16 protein-coding genes are annotated in these 21,755 nt (G+C 61.6%); 13 read left to right on the top strand and 3 right to left on the bottom strand.

Features of this window, described 5'->3' with window-relative positions; genetic code table 11:
* Nucleotides 1–53: 53 nt before the first annotated feature.
* The 12 genes from OKB87_RS11030 to pdxY all read left to right on the top strand — a co-directional run bounded on the left by OKB87_RS11030 (nt 54) and on the right by pdxY (nt 16,336).
* Nucleotides 54–566: an OmpH family outer membrane protein gene (locus OKB87_RS11030; RefSeq protein ID WP_011705101.1), complete on the top strand. Its 513-nt coding sequence runs from the start codon at nt 54–56 to the stop codon at nt 564–566.
* A gap of 3 nt (nt 567–569) precedes the next feature.
* The gene (gene lpxD / locus OKB87_RS11025; protein ID WP_011705102.1) at nt 570–1,589 is read left to right on the top strand and encodes a UDP-3-O-(3-hydroxymyristoyl)glucosamine N-acyltransferase; all 1,020 of its coding nucleotides are present in this window, start codon (nt 570–572) and stop codon (nt 1,587–1,589) included.
* 24 nt (nt 1,590–1,613) lie between these two features.
* Nucleotides 1,614–2,075, top strand: coding sequence for a 3-hydroxyacyl-ACP dehydratase FabZ (gene fabZ, locus OKB87_RS11020; protein WP_010634777.1), 462 nt, complete (start codon nt 1,614–1,616; stop codon nt 2,073–2,075).
* A 5-nt stretch (nt 2,076–2,080) separates the two neighbouring features.
* Nucleotides 2,081–2,872, top strand: coding sequence for an acyl-ACP--UDP-N-acetylglucosamine O-acyltransferase (lpxA, locus tag OKB87_RS11015; protein ID WP_080756291.1), 792 nt, complete (start codon nt 2,081–2,083; stop codon nt 2,870–2,872).
* Entirely contained in the window at nt 2,865–4,004 is a 1,140-nt protein-coding gene (gene lpxB, locus OKB87_RS11010; RefSeq protein WP_270827441.1) for a lipid-A-disaccharide synthase, read from the top strand. Before lpxA ends, lpxB begins: the two co-directional genes overlap by 8 nt.
* A gap of 75 nt (nt 4,005–4,079) precedes the next feature.
* Nucleotides 4,080–4,670 (top strand): ribonuclease HII, encoded by a 591-nt coding sequence (rnhB, locus tag OKB87_RS11005; RefSeq protein ID WP_161799362.1) that lies wholly within the window; start codon nt 4,080–4,082, stop codon nt 4,668–4,670.
* Nucleotides 4,671–4,708: 38 nt separating this feature from the next.
* Nucleotides 4,709–8,188, top strand: coding sequence for a DNA polymerase III subunit alpha (gene dnaE / locus OKB87_RS11000; protein WP_045791069.1), 3,480 nt, complete (start codon nt 4,709–4,711; stop codon nt 8,186–8,188).
* A 16-nt stretch (nt 8,189–8,204) separates the two neighbouring features.
* Nucleotides 8,205–9,155 carry an acetyl-CoA carboxylase carboxyl transferase subunit alpha gene (accA, locus tag OKB87_RS10995; RefSeq protein WP_016349878.1) on the top strand — a complete coding sequence of 317 codons (951 nt, stop codon included), beginning with the start codon at nt 8,205–8,207 and terminating at the stop codon, nt 9,153–9,155.
* Nucleotides 9,156–9,558: 403 nt separating this feature from the next.
* Complete coding sequence (gene cadC, locus OKB87_RS10990; protein WP_270827439.1) at nt 9,559–11,079, top strand: lysine decarboxylation/transport transcriptional activator CadC; 1,521 nt, start codon at nt 9,559–9,561, stop codon at nt 11,077–11,079.
* Nucleotides 11,080–11,853: 774 nt separating this feature from the next.
* A complete protein-coding gene (gene cadB / locus OKB87_RS10985) occupies nt 11,854–13,188 on the top strand; it encodes a cadaverine/lysine antiporter (protein WP_024946039.1) in 1,335 nt (444 codons plus the stop codon).
* 76 nt (nt 13,189–13,264) lie between these two features.
* Nucleotides 13,265–15,397: a lysine decarboxylase CadA gene (locus OKB87_RS10980; protein ID WP_270827436.1), complete on the top strand. Its 2,133-nt coding sequence runs from the start codon at nt 13,265–13,267 to the stop codon at nt 15,395–15,397.
* 72 nt (nt 15,398–15,469) lie between these two features.
* Nucleotides 15,470–16,336, top strand: coding sequence for a pyridoxal kinase PdxY (pdxY, locus tag OKB87_RS10975; RefSeq protein ID WP_270827434.1), 867 nt, complete (start codon nt 15,470–15,472; stop codon nt 16,334–16,336).
* A 9-nt stretch (nt 16,337–16,345) separates the two neighbouring features.
* Here pdxY and OKB87_RS10970 read toward each other — a convergent pair whose 3' ends face one another.
* Entirely contained in the window at nt 16,346–17,767 is a 1,422-nt protein-coding gene (locus tag OKB87_RS10970; protein WP_270827432.1) for an MATE family efflux transporter, read from the bottom strand.
* Between the two features lie 106 nt (nt 17,768–17,873).
* Nucleotides 17,874–18,782: a LysR substrate-binding domain-containing protein gene (locus OKB87_RS10965; RefSeq protein WP_194759540.1), complete on the bottom strand. Its 909-nt coding sequence runs from the start codon at nt 18,780–18,782 to the stop codon at nt 17,874–17,876.
* A gap of 504 nt (nt 18,783–19,286) precedes the next feature.
* Here OKB87_RS10965 and OKB87_RS10960 point away from each other — a divergent pair.
* On the top strand, nt 19,287–20,582 hold the full coding sequence (locus OKB87_RS10960) for an HAAAP family serine/threonine permease (RefSeq protein ID WP_270827431.1): 1,296 nt from the start codon (nt 19,287–19,289) through the stop codon (nt 20,580–20,582).
* Nucleotides 20,583–20,649: 67 nt separating this feature from the next.
* On the opposite strand, the gene OKB87_RS10955 is transcribed toward OKB87_RS10960, so the two are convergent.
* Nucleotides 20,650–21,690 carry an MBL fold metallo-hydrolase gene (locus OKB87_RS10955; protein ID WP_270827429.1) on the bottom strand — a complete coding sequence of 347 codons (1,041 nt, stop codon included), beginning with the start codon at nt 21,688–21,690 and terminating at the stop codon, nt 20,650–20,652.
* Nucleotides 21,691–21,755 lie beyond the last annotated feature (65 nt).

The raw sequence follows: 21,755 nt of genomic DNA, 5'->3' as shown, positions 1-21,755 counted from the left end.
TTGCATAATCAGGTAAATCAGGTAGCCCTCACATGAGGGAACAAGGAGTAAGTGTGAATAAAGCGTTGAAAGTAGCTGGTTTGAGTTTTGCACTGATGGCTGCCGGCATGGGCTCCGCCTTGGCCGAGACCAAGATCGCCGTGGTCGACATGGGCGAAGTATTCCAAAAGCTGCCCCAGCGTGAAGCAGTCTCCAAGAAGCTGAAAGGCGAATTCGAGCCGCGTATGCGTGAGCTGCAGAAGCTGGAATCCGACGGTCAGAAACTGGTCGAGAAGTTCAAGAAGGACGAAGCCTTCATGAGCGCCGAGCAGAAGAAGCAGAACCAGGAGAAGCTGGCCAAGCTGCAGATGGAGTTCAACCAGAAGCGTCAGGCGTTTGAACAGGACAACGGTCGCCGTCAGTCCGAAGAGCGCAACAAGATCCTGACCAAGGTACAGGCTGCCATCGATTCCATCGCCAAGAGCAATGGTTACGATCTGGTGCTGGAGCGCAACGCCGCCCCGTATGCCGCCAGCAAGCTGGACATCTCTGCCCAGGTTATTTCTCAGGTAAGCAAGAGCAACTAATTGATGGCATTCACTCTCGCACAGCTGGCCCAGCAACTGGGGGCCCAGGTCCATGGCGACGGAACCCTGGAAATCCGCAAGGTAGCGACACTGGAAAAGGCCGGGGAGGGGGATATCACCTTCCTGTCCAATAAAAAGTACCGGCATTATCTGGAGCAGAGCAAGGCGACCGCCGTGCTCATCACAGAAGCGGATCTGCCATTTTGTCCCACCAATGCCCTGGTGCTCAAAGACCCCTATGTGGGCTTTGCCCGGGTTGCCCAACTGCTGGACACCACCCCGCAGCCGGCCACGGATATCCATCCGAGCGCCGTCATCGCGGCGGACGTGCAACTGGGCGAGAGAGTGGCCATCGGGGCCAATGCGGTGATCGAATCCGGCGTGGTGCTGGGGGATGATGTGCGCATCGGTCCGGGCTGTTTCGTTGGCAAGAATACCCGACTGGGAGCTCGCTCCCGGTTGTGGGCCAACGTCACCCTGTATCACAACATCACCATGGGCACCGACTGTCTGGTTCAATCCGGCACAGTGATCGGGGCCGATGGGTTTGGTTATGCCAACGAGCGTGGCGAGTGGATCAAGATCCCCCAGCTCGGCGGCGTGACCATCGGCAACCGGGTCGAGATCGGTGCCTGCACCACCATCGACCGCGGCGCGCTGGAAGATACCCGCATCGCTGACAACGTCATCATCGACAACCAGTGCCAGATCGCCCACAACGTCGAGATCGGCTACGGCACCGCCGTGGCGGGCTCCACCGTGATGGCAGGTAGTCTCAAGGTCGGCAAATACTGTATCATTGGCGGCGCCTCCGTCTTTAACGGGCACATGGAGATCTGCGACCAGGCCACCGTTACCGGCATGGCCATGGTGATGCGACCCATTACCGAGCCCGGTGTCTACTCTTCCGGCATCCCCCTGCAAACCAATAAAGAGTGGCGCAAGACCGCCGCCCGGGTGATGCGTATCGAAGAGATGCACAAGCGGTTGAGCAAGCTTGAGAAGAAGCTGGACCAAGAATAATCACGATTGGTATAGGGTACTGTTTTGACTACTGAAAAGAAGAGCCTGGGTATCCAGGAAATAATGGATCTGCTGCCCCACCGTTATCCGTTCCTGATGGTGGACAAGGTGGAAAACTACGAGATCAGCGATGAGCGCAAGACCTTGCGTGCCATCAAGAACGTCTCGTTCAACGAGCCGATCTTTCAGGGCCACTTCCCGGCCAAGCCGGTGTTCCCCGGCGTGCTGATCCTGGAAGCCATGGCACAGGCCACCGGTATCCTGGCGTTTACCATGGTGGGCAAGCCGTCTCCCAACGAACTCTATTACTTTGCCTCAATCGACAACGCTCGTTTCAAGCGCCCGGTGGGCCCCGGCGATCAGCTGGTGCTCGACGTGGAATTCCTGAAAGAGCGTCGCGGTATCGCCAAGTTCACCGGTGTGGCCACGGTCAACGGTGAAGTGGTCTGTACCGCCGAGCTGATGTGCGCCAAACGCGAGGTTTAACACACGTGATCGACCAGACTGCCATCATTCACGATACTGCCGTCGTCCATGAGTCTGCCGTCATCGGTAAAGGGGTTGAAATCGGCCCCTTTTCTGTCATCGGTGCCGAGGTGGAAATCGGCGACAACACCTGGGTCAGTTCCCATGTGGTGATCAAGGGCCCGACCAAGATTGGTCGCGGCAACAAGATCTTCCAGCACACCTCCATCGGTGAGGATTGCCAGGACAAGAAGTACGCCGGTGAGCGCACCTTCCTCGAGATCGGCGACAACAACGTCTTTCGCGAGAACTGCACCGTGCACCGCGGTACCATCCAGGATCAGTCCCTGACCAGGATCGGCAGCGGCAACCTGTTCATGGTCAACGTCCATGTTGCCCACGACTGCATCATCGGTGACAACTGCATCTTCGCCAACAACGCGACCCTGGCGGGCCACGTAGTGATCGGCGATTTCGTGATCTTCGGCGGTCTCTCCGCGATCCACCAGTTCGGCCGCGTCGGCTCCCACGCCTTCGTCGGTGGCTGCGCCGCCCTGAACAAGGATGTGCCGCCCTACGTGATGGCCGCCGGCAACTACGCCAAACCGTTCGGGGTCAACTCCGAGGGGCTGCGTCGCCGCGGTTTCAGTGCTGAGGCCATCTCCGCCGTCAAGCGCGCCTACAAGGAGATCTTCCGCTCCGGCAAGACCATCGAAGAGGTGCTGCCGGTGCTGACTGAGATGGCGGCCAGCGAGCCGGCCATCCAGCTCTACGTGGATTTCCTCAAAGACAACGAGCGCGGGATCATCCGTGCCTGATCCCGTTCGCATCGGTATCGTCGCCGGAGAGGTTTCCGGCGACATTCTGGCTGCCGGCCTGGTGCGCGAGCTGCAGGCCCGCTACCCGGACGCGCAGTTCGAAGGGATCGCCGGGCCGCGCATGCAGGCCCTCGGTGTGAAGGCGCTGTTCGAGATGGAAGAACTTTCCGTCATGGGGATCACCGAGGTGCTGGGCCGTCTGCCGCGCATTCTCAAGGTCCGCCGCGAACTGCTGCGCCACTTTATCGCCAATCCGCCCGACATCTTCATCGGGGTGGATGCACCGGATTTCAATATCGGGGTGGAGCTCAAACTGCGCCGCGCCGGTATCAAGACGGTTCACTACGTCAGCCCCTCGGTGTGGGCCTGGCGCCAGAACCGCATTCACAAGATCAAGGCCGCCACCGACATGGTGCTCGCCTTCCTGCCGTTCGAGAAAGCCTTCTACGACCGCTTCGATGCCCCTTGCCGTTTCGTCGGCCACACCATGGCGGACGACATTCCGCTGGTGCCGGATCAGGCCGCGGTACGCAGAACCCTCGGTATCGACGCCAACCGGCGCTGGCTGGCGGTGCTGCCGGGCAGTCGCAGTGCCGAGGTGGGCTTTATGTCGCCCCTGTTTCTCGAGGCCTGCAAGCACCTGACGGTGCGCTATCCGGATCTCGGTTTCATCGTGCCGCTGGTCAACCAGAAGCGGCGCGAGCAGTTCCTGGCCATCAAGGCCGAGCTGGCACCGGATCTCGACATGGTGCTGCTGGAAGGGCAGGGCCGCGAGGCGATGATCGCCGCCGACGTGGTGATGCTGGCCTCCGGCACCGCGGCGCTTGAAGCCATGCTGGTGAAAAAGCCGATGGTGGTGGGCTACAAGCTCAAGCCGTTCAGCTACTGGCTGGCCCAGCGGCTGGTGAAGACCGAATTCGTCTCCCTGCCCAACCTGCTGGCCGGTCGCATGCTGGTGCCCGAGCTCATCCAGTACGAATGCACCCCGGAGAATCTGGTGGTCGAGGTGAGCAAGTTCTTCGAGCACGACAACAGCGCGCTGGTGAATACCTTCACCGAGCTCCATCAGCTCATCCGCTGCAACGCGGATCAGCAGGCGGCCGAAGCGGTGGCCGAGCTGCTCGGCAGATAACTTCCGGGCGGCCGCAGGGGCTGCGCCAACGTGACGCCAGGCCCTGCGGGGCCTGTTTTGATTCAAGGCTACAAGATGATGATCGATATTCCTGACGACAGGCTGGTTGCCGGTGTGGACGAGGTGGGCCGTGGCCCGCTGGTGGGTGACGTGGTCACCGCCGCGGTGATTCTTGACCCGGCCAATCCCATCATCGGGCTGAACGACTCCAAGAAGCTCTCCGAGAAGAAGCGCCTCGCCCTGTTTGACGAGATCAAAGAGAAGGCGCTGGCCTGGTCCGTCGGCCGTGCCAGCCCGGCGGAGATCGACGAGCTCAACATCCTGCACGCCACCATGCTGGCGATGCAACGCGCCGTGGCGGGGCTCTCCATCGCGCCCGAGCTGGTCTTTATCGATGGCAATCGCTGTCCGGCATTGCCAATGGAAGCGCGCGCCGTGGTCAAGGGCGACAGCCTGGTGGCTGCCATCAGCGCCGCCTCCATCCTGGCCAAGGTGACTCGCGATGCGGAGATGACCGAACTGGACAGCCGTCATCCCGAGTACGGTTTTGCCCGTCACAAGGGCTATCCGACTGCGGAGCACCTCGCCATCCTGGCCGAGCGCGGCCCGCTGCCCGAATATCGCAAAAGTTTCAAACCGGTGCGTCGCGCACTGGGGATCGAATAGACCATGCAATTTAGTCCGAGCAACGAGAGGGGATGACGATGGCTGAACCCCGTTTTATCCACCTGCGGGTCCACTCCGACTTCTCCATGGTCGACGGCCTGCAGAAGATCAATCCCATCGTCGGCGCGGCGGCGGCCAACAACATGCCGGCGCTGGCGCTGACCGACCAGATGAACATGTGCGGCCTGGTGCGCTTCTACGGCGCCGCCCACGGCAAGGGCGTCAAGCCCATCGTCGGGGCAGACTTCTGGGTGCAGAGTGACGAGCTTGGCGACGAGCAGTTCCGCCTCACCCTGCTCGCCATGGACAACGATGGCTACCAGAACATCACCTTGCTCATCTCCCGCGGCTATCAGCGTGGTCACGTGCAGGGGCGCCCGGTCATCGACAAGGCCTGGCTGGCCGAGCATGCCAAGGGGGTGATCGTGCTCTCCGGCGGGCGCGAGGGGGACGTGGGCAAGTTCCTGCTCAAGGGCAACCGGCAGATGACCGAGCAGTGTCTCGCCTTCTATCAGACCCACTTCCCCGACGCCTATTACCTGGAGCTGCTGCGTACCGGCCGCCCCGATGAAGAGGTCTACCTGCACATGGCGGTGGCGATTGCCACCGAGTTTGCGCTGCCGGTGGTGGCCACCAACGAGGTGGTGTTCCTCACCGCCGATGACTTCGATGCCCACGAGATCCGGGTCGCCATCCACGACGGCTACACCCTGATGGACAAGCGCCGGCCGCGCCGCTACAGCCCGCAGCAGTATCTGCGCAGCCAGGAGGAGATGGCGGAGCTGTTTGCCGACATCCCCGAGGCGCTGGAGAACACGGTGGAGATCGCCAAGCGCTGCAACGTGACGGTGCGCCTCGGCGAATACTTCCTGCCCAACTTCCCGACCGGTGACATGACCACCGAAGACTTCCTGGTCATGAAGTCGAAAGAGGGGTTGGAGGAGCGGCTCGAATTCCTGTTCCCGGAGCCGGCGGTGCGGGCCGAGCGTCGTCCCGAGTATGACGAGCGGCTCGACATCGAGCTCAAAGTGATCAACCAGATGGGCTTCCCGGGTTACTTCCTCATCGTGATGGAGTTTATCCAGTGGTCCAAGGACAACGGCATCCCCGTTGGCCCGGGCCGGGGCTCGGGGGCGGGTTCCCTGGTGGCCTACGCCCTCAAGATCACCGATCTGGATCCGCTGGAGTTTGACCTGCTGTTCGAACGTTTCCTGAACCCCGAGCGGGTCTCCATGCCCGACTTCGATGTCGACTTCTGTATGGATCGGCGCGATGAGGTGATCGACCACGTCTCCGAGATGTACGGCCGGGAAGCGGTATCGCAGATCATCACCTTCGGCAGCATGGCGGCCAAGGCGGTGGTGCGGGACGTGGGCCGGGTGCTGGGCCACGCCTACGGTTTTGTGGATCGCATCTCCAAGCTCATTCCGCCGGATCCGGGCATGACGCTCGCCAAGGCGTTCGAGGCCGAACCCAAGCTGCCCGAACTCTACGAGCAGGACGAGGAGGTCAAGGACCTCATCGACATGGCGCGCCGCCTTGAAGGGGTGGTGCGCAACGCCGGCAAGCACGCCGGTGGCGTGGTGATCGCGCCCACCAAGATCACCGACTTCGCGCCGCTCTACTGTGATGACGAAGGCCATCACCCGGTCACCCAGTTCGACAAGAACGACGTGGAGTACGCCGGGCTGGTGAAGTTCGACTTCCTCGGCCTGCGCACGCTCACCATCATCGACTGGGCGCTCGGCATGATAAACCCGCGCCTTGCCAAAGAGGGCAAGCCGCCGGTCGACATCGCCGCCATCCCCATTGACGACAAGCGCTCGTTCGACCTGCTGCAGCGCTACGAGACCACTGCGGTATTCCAGCTGGAATCCCGCGGCATGAAGGATCTCATCAAGCGGCTGCAGCCTGACTGCTTCGAAGACATGATCGCTTTGGTGGCGCTGTTTCGCCCGGGCCCGCTGCAGTCGGGCATGGTGGACAACTTCATCGAGCGCAAGCACGGCAAGGAGGCCATCTCCTATCCGGACGAGAAGTGGCAGCACGAGAGTCTGCAGCCGATCCTGGAACCCACCTACGGCATCATCCTCTACCAGGAGCAGGTGATGCAGATTGCCCAGACCCTGGCGGGTTATACGCTGGGTGGCGCGGACATGCTGCGCCGGGCGATGGGCAAGAAAAAACCCGAAGAGATGGCCAAGCAGCGGGCCGGCTTCGAGGAGGGCGCGGTCAAGAACGGCGTCGACGGCGAGCTGGCGATGAAGATCTTCGATCTGGTGGAAAAGTTTGCAGGCTACGGCTTCAACAAATCCCACTCCGCCGCCTATGCGCTGGTCTCCTACCAGACCCTCTGGCTCAAGACCCACTTCCCGGCGGAGTTCATGGCGGCGGTGATGACCGCCGACATGGACAACACCGACAAGATAGTGACCCTGGTGGACGAGTGCCAGCGGATGGGGTTGACCGTGATCCCGCCGGACGTCAACACCGGTCGCTACCGCTTCAGCGTCAACGAAGACGGTCATATCGTCTACGGCATCGGCGCGGTGAAGGGGGTGGGGGAAGGCCCCATCGATGCGATCCTGGAAGCGCGGGATCGGGACGGCCCGTTCCGCGATCTGTTCGACTTCTGCAACCGGGTCGACATCAAGAAGCTCAACAAGCGGGTGATGGAGAAGCTGATCCTCTCCGGCGCCATGGACCGGCTCGGCCCCCACCGCGCCGCCCTGATGGCGACCCTGGAGGAGGCGATGCGCGCCGCCGAGCAGCATGCCAAGGCGCAGGCGGTGGGTCAGGTCGACATGTTCGGCGTGCTCACCGAAGAGATAGACGACGTCAAGAAGGCGTTCGCCAACGTGCCGCACTGGCCTGACAAGGTGTGGCTGGAAGGGGAGCGCGAGACCCTCGGGCTCTACCTCACCGGTCACCCCATCAACCAGTACAGCGGCGAGCTGCGTCGTTATACCTCGGGCCGGCTGTGCGATCTGCACCCTACCTCCCGCGATACCGTGACCACGGCCGCCGGCTTGGTGATTGCGGCGCGCAGCATGGTGACCAAGCGTGGCAACAAGATGGGGATCTTCACCCTGGACGACCGTTCCGGTCGCCTCGATGTGACCCTGTTCAGTGAAGCGCTGGAAAAGTATGAAGAATTGATGCAAAAAGACCGTATTTTGGTGGTTTCTGGACAGGTCAGCTTTGATGACTTCTCCGGTGGCCTTAAAATGTCGGCCCGTGAATTACTGGATATCAACGATGCGAGAGAGCGTTTTGCCAGGGCGATCCGCATCTCTCTCGATGAACAGCAGATTGATGATCGTTTTTTCCCGCGTTTGTGCGAGATTTTGGAACCCGCCCGTGCCGGAGTTTGTCCGGTTCAGGTAAACTATCGTCGCCCCGGCTCCCGGGTGCGATTGACGCTCGGTACCGAGTGGCGGGTGACGCCCACCGATCAACTGATAGATGACTTGCGCGTCCTGCTTGGACGAGAGCGGGTTGAATTGGTTTTTGATTAGAGGATCTATAGTCCCTATGAGTCTTTTTCTGGATTTTGAACAGCCGATCGCCGAGTTGCAGGCGCAGATTGACGAACTCCGTCATGTGAGTGAAGGCAATCACGCCGTGGATCTTAAAGAAGAGATCCGTCGGCTGGAGAAGAAAAACGAAGAGCTGACCAAGAAGATCTTCGGCGATCTGGGGGCCTGGCAGGTATCCCAGATGGCGCGTCATCCCCAGCGCCCCTATACCCTCGACTACATCGAGCACATCTTCACCGACTTCGACGAGCTGGCCGGCGATCGCGCCTATGCCGATGACAAGGCCATCGTCGGCGGCATCGCCCGTCTCGACGGCGAGCCGGTGATGGTCATCGGTCACCAGAAGGGGCGCGAGACCAAGGAGAAGATCAAGCGCAACTTCGGCATGCCGCGCCCGGAAGGGTATCGCAAGGCCCTGCGCCTGATGGAGATGGCCGAGCGCTTCAAGATGCCGATCATCACCTTCATCGACACCCCGGGTGCTTACCCTGGCGTGGGTGCCGAAGAGCGCGGCCAGTCCGAGGCGATTGCCCGCAACCTGAAAGTGATGGCCGGTCTGACCGTGCCGGTAGTCTGCACCGTGATTGGTGAAGGCGGCTCCGGCGGCGCCCTGGCCATCGGTGTCGGCGATCGCGTCAACATGCTGCAGTACTCCACCTACTCGGTCATCTCGCCGGAAGGGTGCGCCTCCATCCTGTGGAAGAGCGCCGACAAGGCGCCGGTCGCGGCCGATGCCATGGGCATCACCGCCCAGCGTCTGAAAGAGCTGAAACTCATCGACAACATCGTCGAGGAGCCGCTCGGTGGCGCCCACCGCAATGTGGAAAAGATGGCCAAGCGCCTGAAAGACCGCATTCAGCAGGATCTGAACGCCCTGCGCCCGCTCGAGACCGAGCAGCTGCTGGAGCAGCGTTACCAGCGCCTGCTGGGCTACGGCTACTGCTAAGCCCGCTTCGGTGTCGCACCATGCAGGAAGGCCCCCGCTTTGCGGGGGCCTTCTTTTTTGGGCGAGAGTTTGGGCGAGAGCGGGGCAGTGAAAAATCCTGTTCATATGGATACCTGTTGGCACGATGTTTGCCAAAACCACCCTGTTGGATCAATTCAACAGCGATTTGTGGCCAAAAAAAGTGGGATCCCGCTCCCGTTTTGCTTAAAGTGATTGTTTCCGATCGACCCGATCGGCATGCCCGCAAGGACGCTCTGCGGACGTAAACAGGCCAGCCCGGCCTGACTCACAGGAATGTTCACCTTCCCGGCGGCCCAGTCTTGTGCAGCACCCTGCTGCGTCCAGCCGCCCCGGTGTTACGTCACTCTCATCGTGCATCGTCTCCATCTGCAGCGAGTGAATCATGAGCGAATCGGTTTTTGAGATCCATGACTGGACCCTGAGCGTCGACGACAACATGCTGTGTCGTCCCGACCGCGAGGTCTACCTCGAGCCCCGGCTGGTCAATCTGTTGCGCTTCCTGGCCAGCAACGCCGGTACGGTATTTGGGCGCGACTGCCTGATCAACGAGGTGTGGGATGGCGCCGAGGTGACCGATCAGGTGGTGACCCAGTCCATCTTCGAGCTGCGCAAGATCCTCAAAGACGGTCGCAACGATGCCGCCGACTACATAGTCACCGTGCCCAAGCGCGGCTACAAGCTGGTGGCGCCGGTGCGGCCACTGCAAGTGGTGTCGGTGGTGATGGCGCCAGCCGGTGACGAGATCCGCAGCGATCTGAGCCCGCCGCTGGCGGAGGAGGACGCGGAGGCCGTGGTCACCGCGGCCCCCTTCCCGGCCGGCCCGTTGACCCGGGCCATTTCGAGCCACGCCCAGGATGGCCGCAGCCGCTGGAAGATGATCGGCTTCGATGTCTTCGTGGCGGTGATCCTGGTCTCCATCGTCAGCCTGCTCAGCTATCAGCACGCCAGCCCCCAGGTGCATTCCATGCTGGATCCCGACCTGCTGGTATTTCGCTTTCACTCCGGCATGGATGGCAGCAACGAGAATGTGCGCCTGGCCGACGGTATCACCCGCGCCCTGATGGGGGAGGTGGCCGCTGCCACACCGCTGCGGGTGCAGTATGGTGCCAACACCCTGATGGGGGGCATCCTGCCCGGCAAGGAGCTGAGCGTGCGGGTCTCCCGCCAGCCGGGGGGCACCTATCTCGATCTGGAGTACCGCAACATCAACACCAACCGGGTGCTGTTCAGCCACCAGTACCAGCTCAGCCGTCACAACGTGCACGGGGTGTTGCAGGCGAGCAGTCAGGATCTGCTGCGCGCCCTCGATCAGCCGGACGTGCTGCCCGGCATGGGCTGGCCGACGGATGACGGGGCGCTGATGGCCATGATGGAGGCGCACTACTACATCAACAGCCAGGATCCGGTGGCCCTCAGGCGCGGCGTCGAGCTGCTCGACAAGTCGCTGGCCAGTCAGCCGGATCAGCCGCTGCTGCTGGCGGAGCGCTATCTGGCCGGGGAGGCGCTGGCGACCCTGACGGGGACGCCCCAGAGCGAGCGCCTGCAGGGCATCGGTGCCCATCTGGCCAGCGTGGTACGGGATCAGGCCGCCCTGCCGGCCCGGGTCTGGGAGGCCCTCACCTTGCAGGCGATCCTGAACGGGCAGCAGCAGGAGGCTACCCGCCTGCTGGCCGAGGCCGCCAGCCGGGGCCGCTCCGTGCTCTATCACATTCTGTGCGGCAAGCTGGCCGAGCTGGATGGCCGCCCCGAGGCGGCGGGGGATGCCTACAGCCAGGCCTTCCTGATGGAGGCGACCGAGCAGACCTATCTGCTCTGCCAGCAGCTCGGTTTTTACAGCAACATGGAAACCCTCACCCCGGCCCTGTTCAATGCCCTTGGCCAGAGCAAGGTGAAGCTGTTCTGATTCCCGCCGGGGCCATCCCGGCCCTGTCGTCAAGGCGGCGCTCCCCGCCGGTTGCCTGAGGGGCGCCGGCGGGTGCACCGCCTGACATCATCTCTCAGCCCTCCCCATCCCAGGTCTGCCCCGTGCAGGCATAAGCCATGGTTGCCGCCATCCTTGGCGTCAGCATCGGACCGCTGAACCTCCGAACCGCCGAACCTCTGAACCTCTGAACCTCTGAACCAGCCGAGTTGGTGCCGGTGTTTACCGTGCTGTGTGCACTCAAGGTGCTCGATCTCAGTCTTGATATTGTCTTGAGCCTGGAGCGCGGCACGGTTGTGGTCGCCAGCCGGTGCCTGTTGCGGCGACCCAGCACTACCGGCCGAAGGCGAGAGCGTGCCCACGGCCGAGGGAAGAGCAAAAACATCCAGCAAAGGGGGCTGTGCGAACCCGTCTGTCGGGCATGGCCAGACTCGGTGGGTCATGAATGACGCGCTTTCTGCCGCTGCGCCCCTCAGAAAAATATCAAGGCGTGTCGACTGGCGCTCATCGGCCGCATCAAGGGGGGCGGCGGATATCAAGGTTTTATCAAGGTGCCTGATGGTGCATTGGCCAGTCATTTGTTTTTAAAGTGTTTTTCTCTGTTTCGACCGCCAGATCGAAAAAGTTCACTCATGTTTTTATCCCTTAGCTGGTCTTTATGTTTTCCGGGGCCGAGGAGCCTAGTCTGTGGCCATTGGTTGGCGGGAGGCTCCGCCAAGCGTGTGTTTGATGCCTTAATATCGACCCGGAGATTTTATGTCCCTAGATACGAGCAAGAAGATCGGCCTTGTCGCCTGTACAGGTGTGGTGGCCGGCAACATGATGGGGAGCGGTATTGCACTGCTGCCCTCGGCCCTGGCCACCATAGGTTCCATCTCTGTGTTCAGCTGGGCCATCTGCCTGGTCGGCGCCATGGGGTTGGCCTTCGTGTTTGCCCGCCTCGCCACCAAGAACCCGCAAGAAGGCGGCCCCATCGCCTACGCCGGCGAGATCTCTCCGGTGTTCGGTTTCCAGACCGGTGTGCTCTACTACCACGCCAACTGGATCGGCAACCTGGCCATCGCCATTACCGGCGTCTCCTACCTCTCCGTCTTCTTCCCCATTCTCAACAGCCCGATCCCGGCCGCCGCGGCCACCATCGCCGCCGTCTGGATCTTCACCTTCGTCAACCTGCTTGGCGGCAGCTGGGTGAGCCGGCTCTGTACCCTGGGGCTGGTGCTGATCCTGTTGCCGGTAGTGGGTACTGCCGTGATGGGCTGGGGTCATTTTGATGCCACCGTCTACAGCCAGAACTGGAACACCACCAGCGGCAGCGACCTGCATGCGGTCATCAGCGCCGTGCTGATCTGCCTGTGGTCCTTCGTGGGTGTCGAGTCCGCCGCCGTCTCTTCCGGCATGGTGAAGAACCCCAAGCGCACAGTACCGCTCGCCACCATGCTGGGTACCGGTATCGCTGGCGTGATCTACATCCTCTCCACCCAGGTGATCAGCGGCATGTTCCCGGCCGGTGAAGTGGCTGCCTCCGGCGCTCCGTTTGCCATGGCCTCTTCCGCCATCTTCGGCAGCTGGTCCGCGCCGTTCGTCTCCGCCTTCACCGCGCTGGCCTGTTTCACCTCGCTGGGTTCCTGGATGATGCTGGTGGGCGAGGCGGGCAAGCGTGCCGCCCACGACGGCAACTTCCCGAAAATCTACGGCGAAGTGGACAAGAACGGCGTCGCCAAGAAGGGTCTGATCCTGGGTTCCCTCAAGATGACTGCGCTGATGGTTGGCCTGACCGCTTTTACCTCCCAGTCCGCCCACGCCGCCGATCTCTTCAACGTGCTGACCACAGATGCGGTGCTGCTGACCATGCTGCCCTACTTCTACTCCAGCATTAACCTGATCCGTTTTGAAGGCATGACCTCCCGCAGCATCGGCGCCATGATCTTCTCCGGTGTGGCCTGCGTCTTCTGCCTGGTGGCCCTGATGGGTGCCAAGGGTTCCAACCTCACCGCTACCTTCGTGGTGTCGCTCATCATCCTGATGTTCTACGCCAAGAAACAGGGTCTGCGTCAGCACGACGCCCTGCTCAAAGAGCAGACCAGCCACTAATTCCGTTTTCCTTTTCCGAGCGCTCTTCACTCACCATCCCTGATGGAGAGCGCCCCATCACGTGTGGAGCATTAAGATGAACATCATTGCCATCCTCAACCACCTGGGCGTTTTCTTCAAAGAAGAACCCATTCGCCAGCTGCAAGCCTCCCTCGAGCGCAAGGGTTTCGAGGTCGTCTATCCGGTCGACGTGGCCGATCTGCTGAAGCTGATTGAGAAGAACCCCCGCGTTTGCGGCGCCATCTTCGACTGGGACAAATATTCCCTGGGCCTGTGCAAGGAGATCCACGATCGCAACGAGAAGCTGCCGATCTTCGCCTTCGCCAACGACCAGTCCACCCTGGACATTCACCTGACCGATCTGCGTCTGAACGTGCACTTCTTCGAGTACCGTCTCGGCATGGCCGACGACATCGCCCTCAAGATGGGTCAGGCCACCCAGGAGTACCAGGACGCCATCCTGCCGCCCTTCACCAAGGCGCTGTTCAAGTACGTGGAAGAGGGCAAGTACACCTTCTGTACTCCGGGTCACATGGGCGGTACCGCCTTCCAGATGAGCCCCGCCGGCAGCATCTTCTATGACTTCTATGGCCCGAACGCGTTCAAGGCCGATGTCTCCATCTCCATGCCGGAGCTGGGCTCCCTGCTGGATCACTCAGGCCCGCACAAGGAAGCCGAGGAGTACATCGCCCGTACCTTCAACGCCGATCGCTCCTACATCGTCACCAACGGCACCTCCACTGCCAACAAGATCGTCGGCATGTACTCGGCGCCGGCCGGCAGCACTGTGCTGGTGGATCGCAACTGCCACAAGTCGCTCACTCACCTGATGATGATGAACGACGTGACCCCGCTCTACTTCCGTCCGACCCGCAACGCCTATGGCATCCTGGGCGGCATCCCGCAGAGCGAATTCAGCCGCGAGACGATCAAAGCCAAGGTTGCCGCGACTCCGGGTGCCCAGGCGCCGCGCTACGCCGTGATCACCAACTCCACCTATGACGGCCTGCTCTACAACACCGGCTTCATCAAGGCGGCGCTGGACACCCCTTACATCCACTTCGACAGTGCCTGGGTGCCCTACACCAACTTCAGCCCGATCTACGAAGGCAAGTGCGGCATGAGCGGCGAAGCCATGCCGGGCAAGGTGTTCTATGAAACCCAGTCCACCCACAAGCTGCTGGCGGCCTTCTCCCAGGCCTCGATGATCCACATCAAGGGCGACGTGGAGGAAGAGACCTTCAACGAAGCCTTCATGATGCACACCTCCACCTCGCCGCAGTACGGCATCGTGGCCTCCACCGAGATCTCCGCCGCCATGATGCGTGGCAACACCGGCAAGCGGCTGATCAAGGACTCCATCGATCGCGCCATCTCCTTCCGCAAGGAGATCAAGCGTCTGCGCGAGCAGAGCGAAGGCTGGTTCTTCGATGTATGGCAGCCGGACAACATCGACACCGTCGAGTGCTGGAAGCTGGATCCGAAGGATGACTGGCACGGCTTCAAGGACATCGACGACAACCACATGTACCTGGATCCCATCAAGGTCACCCTGCTGACCCCGGGCATGGGCCGCAATGGTCAGCTGCTGGAGAACGGCATCCCGGCCTCCTTGGTCTCCAAGTTCCTGGACGAGCGCGGCATCGTGGTGGAGAAGACCGGCCCTTACAACCTGCTGTTCCTGTTCTCCATCGGTATCGATCAGTCCAAGGCAATGCAGCTGCTGCGTGCCCTGACCGAGTTCAAGCGGGGCTATGACCTGAACCTGACCATCAAGAGCATACTGCCGAGCCTCTATCGTGAAGACCCGAGCTTCTACGAAGGGATGCGCATCCAGGAGCTGGCCCAGCGCATTCACGAGCTGACCAGCAAGTACCGCCTGCCGGAGCTGATGTTCAAGGCGTTCGACGTGCTGCCGGAGATGAAGATGACCCCGCACGCCGCCTGGCAGCAAGAGCTGGCCGGCAACGTGGTGGAAGTGCCGCTGCGCGACATGGTGGACCGCATCAGCGCCAACATGATCCTGCCGTACCCGCCGGGAGTACCGCTGGTGCTGCCGGGCGAGATGGTGACCCAGGATTCTCTGCCGGTGCTCGAGTTCCTCGAGATGCTGTGCGAGATCGGGGCCCACTACCCGGGCTTCGAGACCGACATCCACGGCCTCTATCGTCAGGCCGATGGCAGCTACACCGTCAAGGTGCTGCGTTAAGCGAGAGTGACAACAACGGGCCGCAAGGCCCGTTTTTCCCATCTGGGTTCATCCATTTTTTTGCGAGTCAGCATGAAGCGAGTTCTCTCCATCCAGTCCCACGTGGTGTTCGGCTGCGCCGGCAACAGCGCCGCCGTGTTTCCCATGCGCCGCATGGGGCTGGAGGTGTGGCCCGTCAACACGGTGCAATTTTCCAACCATACCCAGTACTGTGCAGGCTGGCAGGGGATGGTGATGCCAAACGGCCATATCCGCCAGCTGATGGCGGGGCTGGCCGACATCGGCGTACTGGGGCAGTGCGATGCGATCCTGAGCGGTTATCTCGGCTCGGCCGAGCAGGGGGAGGAGATCCTGGCGGCGGTGGCCCACCTCAAGGCGCTCAATCCAAACGCCCGCTATTTTTGCGACCCCGTGATGGGGCATCCCGACAAGGGGTGCATAGTCGCGCCCGGCGTCGCCGATTTTCTGAAAAACCGGGCGCTGGCCTGTGCCGACCTGCTGGCCCCCAATCTGCTGGAGCTGGAGCAGCTGACCGGCCGCGAGATCTGCAATCTGAGCGAGGCGCTGGCGGCTTGTCAGCAACTGCGTGAAGGGGGAGTGGATCTGGTGATGGTCAAGCATCTGGGCCGCGCCGGCTTGAGCCTGGACCGGTTCGAGATGCTGCTGGTGTGCGAAGAGGGGGCGTTTCATATCTCGCGCCCCCTCTATGAGTTTCAGCGTCAGCCCATCGGGGTGGGGGATCTGCTGAGCGCCACCATGCTGGCCAACCTGCTGGCGGGCTTTACGCCGGTGGCGGCGTTCGAGCGCACCAACGCCAGCGTGGATGCGGTGCTGGCCCAGACCTGGCTGGCGGGCGCCTACGAGCTGCAGCTGGTGGCCGCCCAGCAGGCGATGGTCGAGCCCGAGATCCGCACCTGTGCCCGCCGGCTGCCGGCCTGATGGCGGCGTTTAGCCGGCGCGCCTGGCCAGTTGCACTTGTTGGCGCGTACCAAGCGGCTTGCGACCGGGCCGGCTCAGCGGGGCACAGGCCAGCTTGAGGCGGCGCCACTCGCGCCACAGCAACCAGCACAGCGGCAGGGTCAGCAACACCACGGTAGTGGGCTGGGCCAGCAGCACGCCGTCCCGGCCCCACCAGAGCGGCAGCATGAAGATCAGCGGCAGCAGCAGCAGGGTCTTGGCGGCCGAGATGAGCAGTGCCTGGCGGGTACGGGCCATGGACTGCAGCAGCACGATGCCGAACATGATGATCCCCTCCAGCGGAATGGCGCCCAGGTTGAGGGTCAGGCTGCTGATGGCGGCCGCGAGCAGCTCGCCATCCTGATCGCCGGTGTAGAGCATGGCCACCTGACGCGGCAGCAGCTGGATCAGCAGCCAGACCGCCAGACCATAGATGAGCGTGATCTTGAGCCCCATCTCCATCAAAAACTTGAGGTCACGATGGCGTTTGGCGCCGGCCGCCTGGCTGACCAGCGGCTGGATGCCGAAGGCCAGCCCCTGCAGGATGACGATGAACACCGCCTCGGTGTAACCGGCCACAGTGAAGCCCGCCAGATCCTTGACCGAACCGTGCACCATCAGCTGGCTGTTGTGCAGCAGCAGCAGCAGGCCGAGGTTGAACTGGGCGATCAGGCTCGGCAGGCCGGTGAACAGCAGGTTCGGCATGGCCGGGAAGTCGGGCACCAGGTGGCGCCACTCTATGCGCAGCTTGGCATGGCGGGTAAAGAAATAACCGAGCCCGAGCAGGCTGACGACCCCTTCTGAGATGAGGGTGGCCTGCGCCGTGCCGATCAGTCCCAGCCCCAGCCGGCCCACCATGATGTAGTTGAGGATGATGTTGAGGATGGCGCCGCTGCTGACCAGCAGCATGGCGAGACGGGGGCGGCCGTCGTTGCGCAGCAGATAGGGCACTGCCAGGTTGCAGGCCAGCAGCAGGGTGCCGCCGCCAATCCAGTAGAGGTAGTCGCTGGCCTGTTGCCAGGTGTCGGTACCCTGTTCAATGCCCAGTGCCAGCAGGATGTCGACGTGCCAGTAGTGCAGCAGCAGCGGCGCCACGGCGCCCAGCAGCCCCAGCAGCCAGAGCGCATTGACCAGCGCCTGGCGGGCCAGGCCGAAATTTCTGGCACCTTGCTGGAAGGAGATGGCGGTGGCCGCCCCCATGCTGATCATGGCGGCGAGACCGATCAGTACCATGATGACCGGGTAGACCAGGTTGATGCCGGCGAGGCCGGCGGCCCCCACGTAGTGACCGACGAAGATGCCATCGACCAGGTAGTAGGCGCCGGATACCAGCATGGCCATGATGGAGGGGAGGGCATAGCCCCAGAAACGGCGGGTCATCGCCCGCTGGCGCAGAGTGAAGTAGGCAGACATATCTGTTCTCTTGGGGAGTTCGATTATCGAGCAGATAGTCTAGATTAATATTTTTTTATAGATAATCCGGTTTCTACTTGATGAATTGATGAGCCATATTCATCAATCAGCGTGGCTGGTAGTGTCCCTTGAGCATGTCGATAAGGGCGCGCAGCCCGTTGCCCAGCTGATGGCGACTGGGATAGAAGAGCGAGAAACCGACGAAGGTGGGGCACCAGGGCTCCAGCACGCTTACCAGGGTGCCCTCGGCCAGCTGCCTGCTCACCTCCTCTTCCAGACAGTAGGCCAGCCCCAGCCCCGCCTCGGCCGCTCCCAGGTAGAGAGCCGGCGTGCTGGTGGTGAGCGGTCCGGTCACTTCGATCTCCAGCATGGAGCCCTCCTCGCCGGCAAAGGCCCAGCGATAGTGATGGGAGGGGGTGAGCCGATAGCCGATGCAGGCGTGCCGGGTCAATTCGCGCGGGTGCTGCGGGGTGCCGTGCTCGGCTAGATAGGCGGGGGAGGCCACCACCAGATAGCGCTGGGGCGGGCCGAGCGGTACCCCGATCATCTCCTTGGGCAGCAGATCCCCATAAAAGAGGGCGGCGTCATAACCATCTTCGATGAGGCGCGGCATCAGCTCCTGCTCCACTACCTCCACCTGCATGCGCGGGTAACGCACCATGTAATCGATCAGCACCGGGGCCAGCAATTCATCGATGGCGCCGCGTGGCGCGCTGATCTTCAGCCTTCCTACCGGTTCGTCGCTGTGACGGGCCAGTTCACCCAGCGCGCTCTCCAGATGGCTCAAAGTCGGCAGCAACTGGGTCAGCAGGCGCTGACCGGCATCTGTGGGCACTACGGCGCGGGTACTGCGATTGAGCAGCCGTACCCCCAAACGGGTCTCCAGCCCTTTCAGGCTGTGGCTCAGGGCGGAGGCAGACACGCCGAGCTCGAGGGCGGCCTTGCTGAAACTCTGGTGGCGGGCGACGGCGGCAAACACCGCCAGTTCGGCGAGATCGGTACGGGTGATGGCCATATTAATTCAGCGAAAAAATGTTGAGCAACAGGGTACGTCAGCGGACGGCGAGGCACAACATGAGCAACAAATGAGCGAATGTAAGCAAATTGTTTTACCCACAAGGATATAGATACGGGTGAAACCACCTCTATTTGTTAACGGCTGTTCACAAAATTGGGCTCGTAACGTGATCTCTGACGCCAGAAAGGCGATTCCAGTCAAACTTTGGTTGATTAATTCAAAAAAACACTGTGATCGCTAAGGGGATTTAATTAGAGTCAGCGCATCGGAACAAAAGCGTGTTAGCGAGTTGTAAAGTCTGACGCGTTTGTGGCCCTCGGGCCTATGACCCGCCGGCTTGTTTGTTGCAATTTGGTTGTTACATGGAGTGATGACCAGCTTGCCGGGCCGACGGGATGAGAATAACAGGGATGGACTGCAGGAGTTCCAGGGAGATGGAACAGGGCATTGCGCCCGGTTGACTAGAAATTTTCTATTTTCCTTGATGACAGGAACACCCCTATGTCTGACATGAACATTGCAGTAGAAGGCAGTTTAGCCAGTAATGCATCTTCCCGTGGCATCAACAAGGCCGATGTGGTCTGGATGCTGGGTCTGTACGGTACCGCCATCGGTGCCGGTGTACTCTTCCTGCCGATCAACGCCGGTGTAGGTGGTCTGTGGCCGCTGGTTGCCATGCTGGTCCTGGCCCTGCCGCTGACCTTCTTCGCACACCGTGGCCTGACCCGCTTCGTGCTGTCCGGTTCCACCCGTGATGGCGACATCACCGAGGTAGTGGAAGAGCACTTCGGCAAGACCGCAGGCAAGTTCATCACCCTGCTCTACTTCTTTGCCATCTACCCGATCGTACTGATGTACTCGGTAGCCATCACCAACACCGTCGAGAGCCTGATTGTTCACCAGCTGGGCATGACTGCGCCTCCCCGTGCCATCCTGTCACTGGCGCTGATCCTGGGTCTGATGGCGGTTGTTCGTCTGGGCGGCCAGGTTATCGTCAAAGCGATGAGCGTGCTGGTATTCCCGTTCGTGATCACCCTGATGGGTCTGGCGTTCTACCTGATCCCGCACTGGAACGGTGCCATCATCACCGAAGCTCCGGCCCTGTCCGACGCCTTCAACGGTGACTTCATCAAGACCCTGTGGCTGGCTATTCCGGTCATGGTGTTCTCCTTCAACCACTCCCCGATCATCTCCTCCTTCGCGGTGGACAACAAGGGTCGTTACGGTGAAGGTGCCGAGAAGAAGTGCAGCAACATCCTGCTGGGCGCCCACGTCATGATGGTAATGACCGTTATGTTCTTCGTATTCAGCTGCGTACTGAGCCTCTCCCCGGCTGACCTGGCTGCTGCCAAGGAACAGAACATCTCCATCCTGTCCTACTTGGCCAACCACTTCGATAACCCGGTTATCGCCACCGTGGCTCCGCTGATCGCCATGGTCGCCATCAGCAAGTCCTTCCTGGGTCACTACCTGGGTGCACAAGAGGGCATGAACGGTCTGATGGCCAAGGCGCTGCGTGAGAAAGGCAAGAACGTTGACGTCAAACAGCTGAACAAAGTGACCGCAGTGTTCATGATCCTGACCACCTGGGCCATCGCCACCATCAACCCGAGCATCCTCGGCATGATTGAAGACCTGGGCGGCCCCATCATCGCGATGCTGCTGTTCCTGATGCCGATGTACGCCATCACCAAGGTGCCGGCCATGCGCAAATACGCTGGCAACATCAGCAACGTGTTCGTGACCATCATCGGCCTGATCGCCATGTCCGGTATCATCTACAAGCTGATTGCCTGATAACACGGGTTACCCGCTTGAATGAAGAAGCCGCCTCGCAAGAGGCGGCTTTTTTTATGGCCGGGATTCAGGGCTGGGCGTTGTCGATGTTCTCCGCCTGCCAGAGGGCGTAGCCCTTGCCGGCGGCGGTGGTGGGCAGGTTAATCTGCATCAGGTCATTGCCGATGACGAAGGGCCCTGTGTAGCGGGCGCGCAGATCCTGCGCCAGATCCTTCACCCCGAGCTGGCCATTGAGGCCGATGTGGCTGAACACGGTCAAAACCGGTTTGGCTTCGTTCATTACCCGGGCTGCCTGCTCGGGGGAGGCGAGGTGGCCGGCGATGGCCCGGTAGCCCGGGTTGGCCTTCATGCGGGCGGCGGAGGTCATGGAGACGCAGTGCACCAGCAGATCGGCCCCCTTGGCCTCTTTTACCACCTGCGGGCTGTAGCGGGTATCGCCGGAGAGCACCACGCTGTGGCCGTGGTAGTCGATGCGATAGCCAAACGATGGCTTGATGTTGACCCCGTGGTCGTTGTCAAAGGCGGTCACCTTGACCCCGTCCTGGTCGTAGACCACCCCAGCGGTCACCTCGTGGCTGTTGATCTTCACCCCGTCCAGCGGCGTCCCCTCATCCTTGACCCGGGTAGCGATATCGGTGGCGTAGGCCTGCTGCAGGCCGTGAGCTAGGGCATCGGTGCCCTTGGGCCCGTAAAGCTCCATCGGCGCGTGGCGCTGGCCATAGGCCGGTTGCAGCCAGCCGGTCAGCCAGAGATCCGCCAGCCCGTTGGTGTGATCCGAGTGGAAGTGGGTGAGGAAGAAGGCGTTGACCCGGCCGATGGGGATATGCAGCTGCCACAACCGGGTGGCGGAGTTGCGGCCAAAGTCGAACACCAGCTTCTGGTTGCCCGCCTCGACCAGGGTGCTGTAACCGCCGCGGCTGATCTGGGGCACCGGGGTGCCGGTGCCAAGCAGGCTGACCCGGAAGATATCGGGCTGGGCTTGAGTCTCGGTCAGGGTGGCGCTGACAGGGGCGTTCTGCTGCGGGTTGATAAAGCTGCTCTCGGCAGCCTGGCTGACACCGATGGTCAGCAGACCAACCAGCAGGGCGGCCAGATAGGTACTTTTCATGGATGTATGTCCTGATGGGTGAGGTTGCTGATCACTATATTGGTAACCAAAAGTGCGATAAATTG

Origin of the sequence: Aeromonas sp. Y318-1, assembly GCF_027706125.1 — a bacterium.
Lineage (GTDB): Bacteria > Pseudomonadota > Gammaproteobacteria > Enterobacterales > Aeromonadaceae > Aeromonas > Aeromonas hydrophila.
The sequence above is the reverse complement of the archived record's forward strand: the minus strand, read 5'-3'. Positions and strand labels throughout refer to the sequence as shown.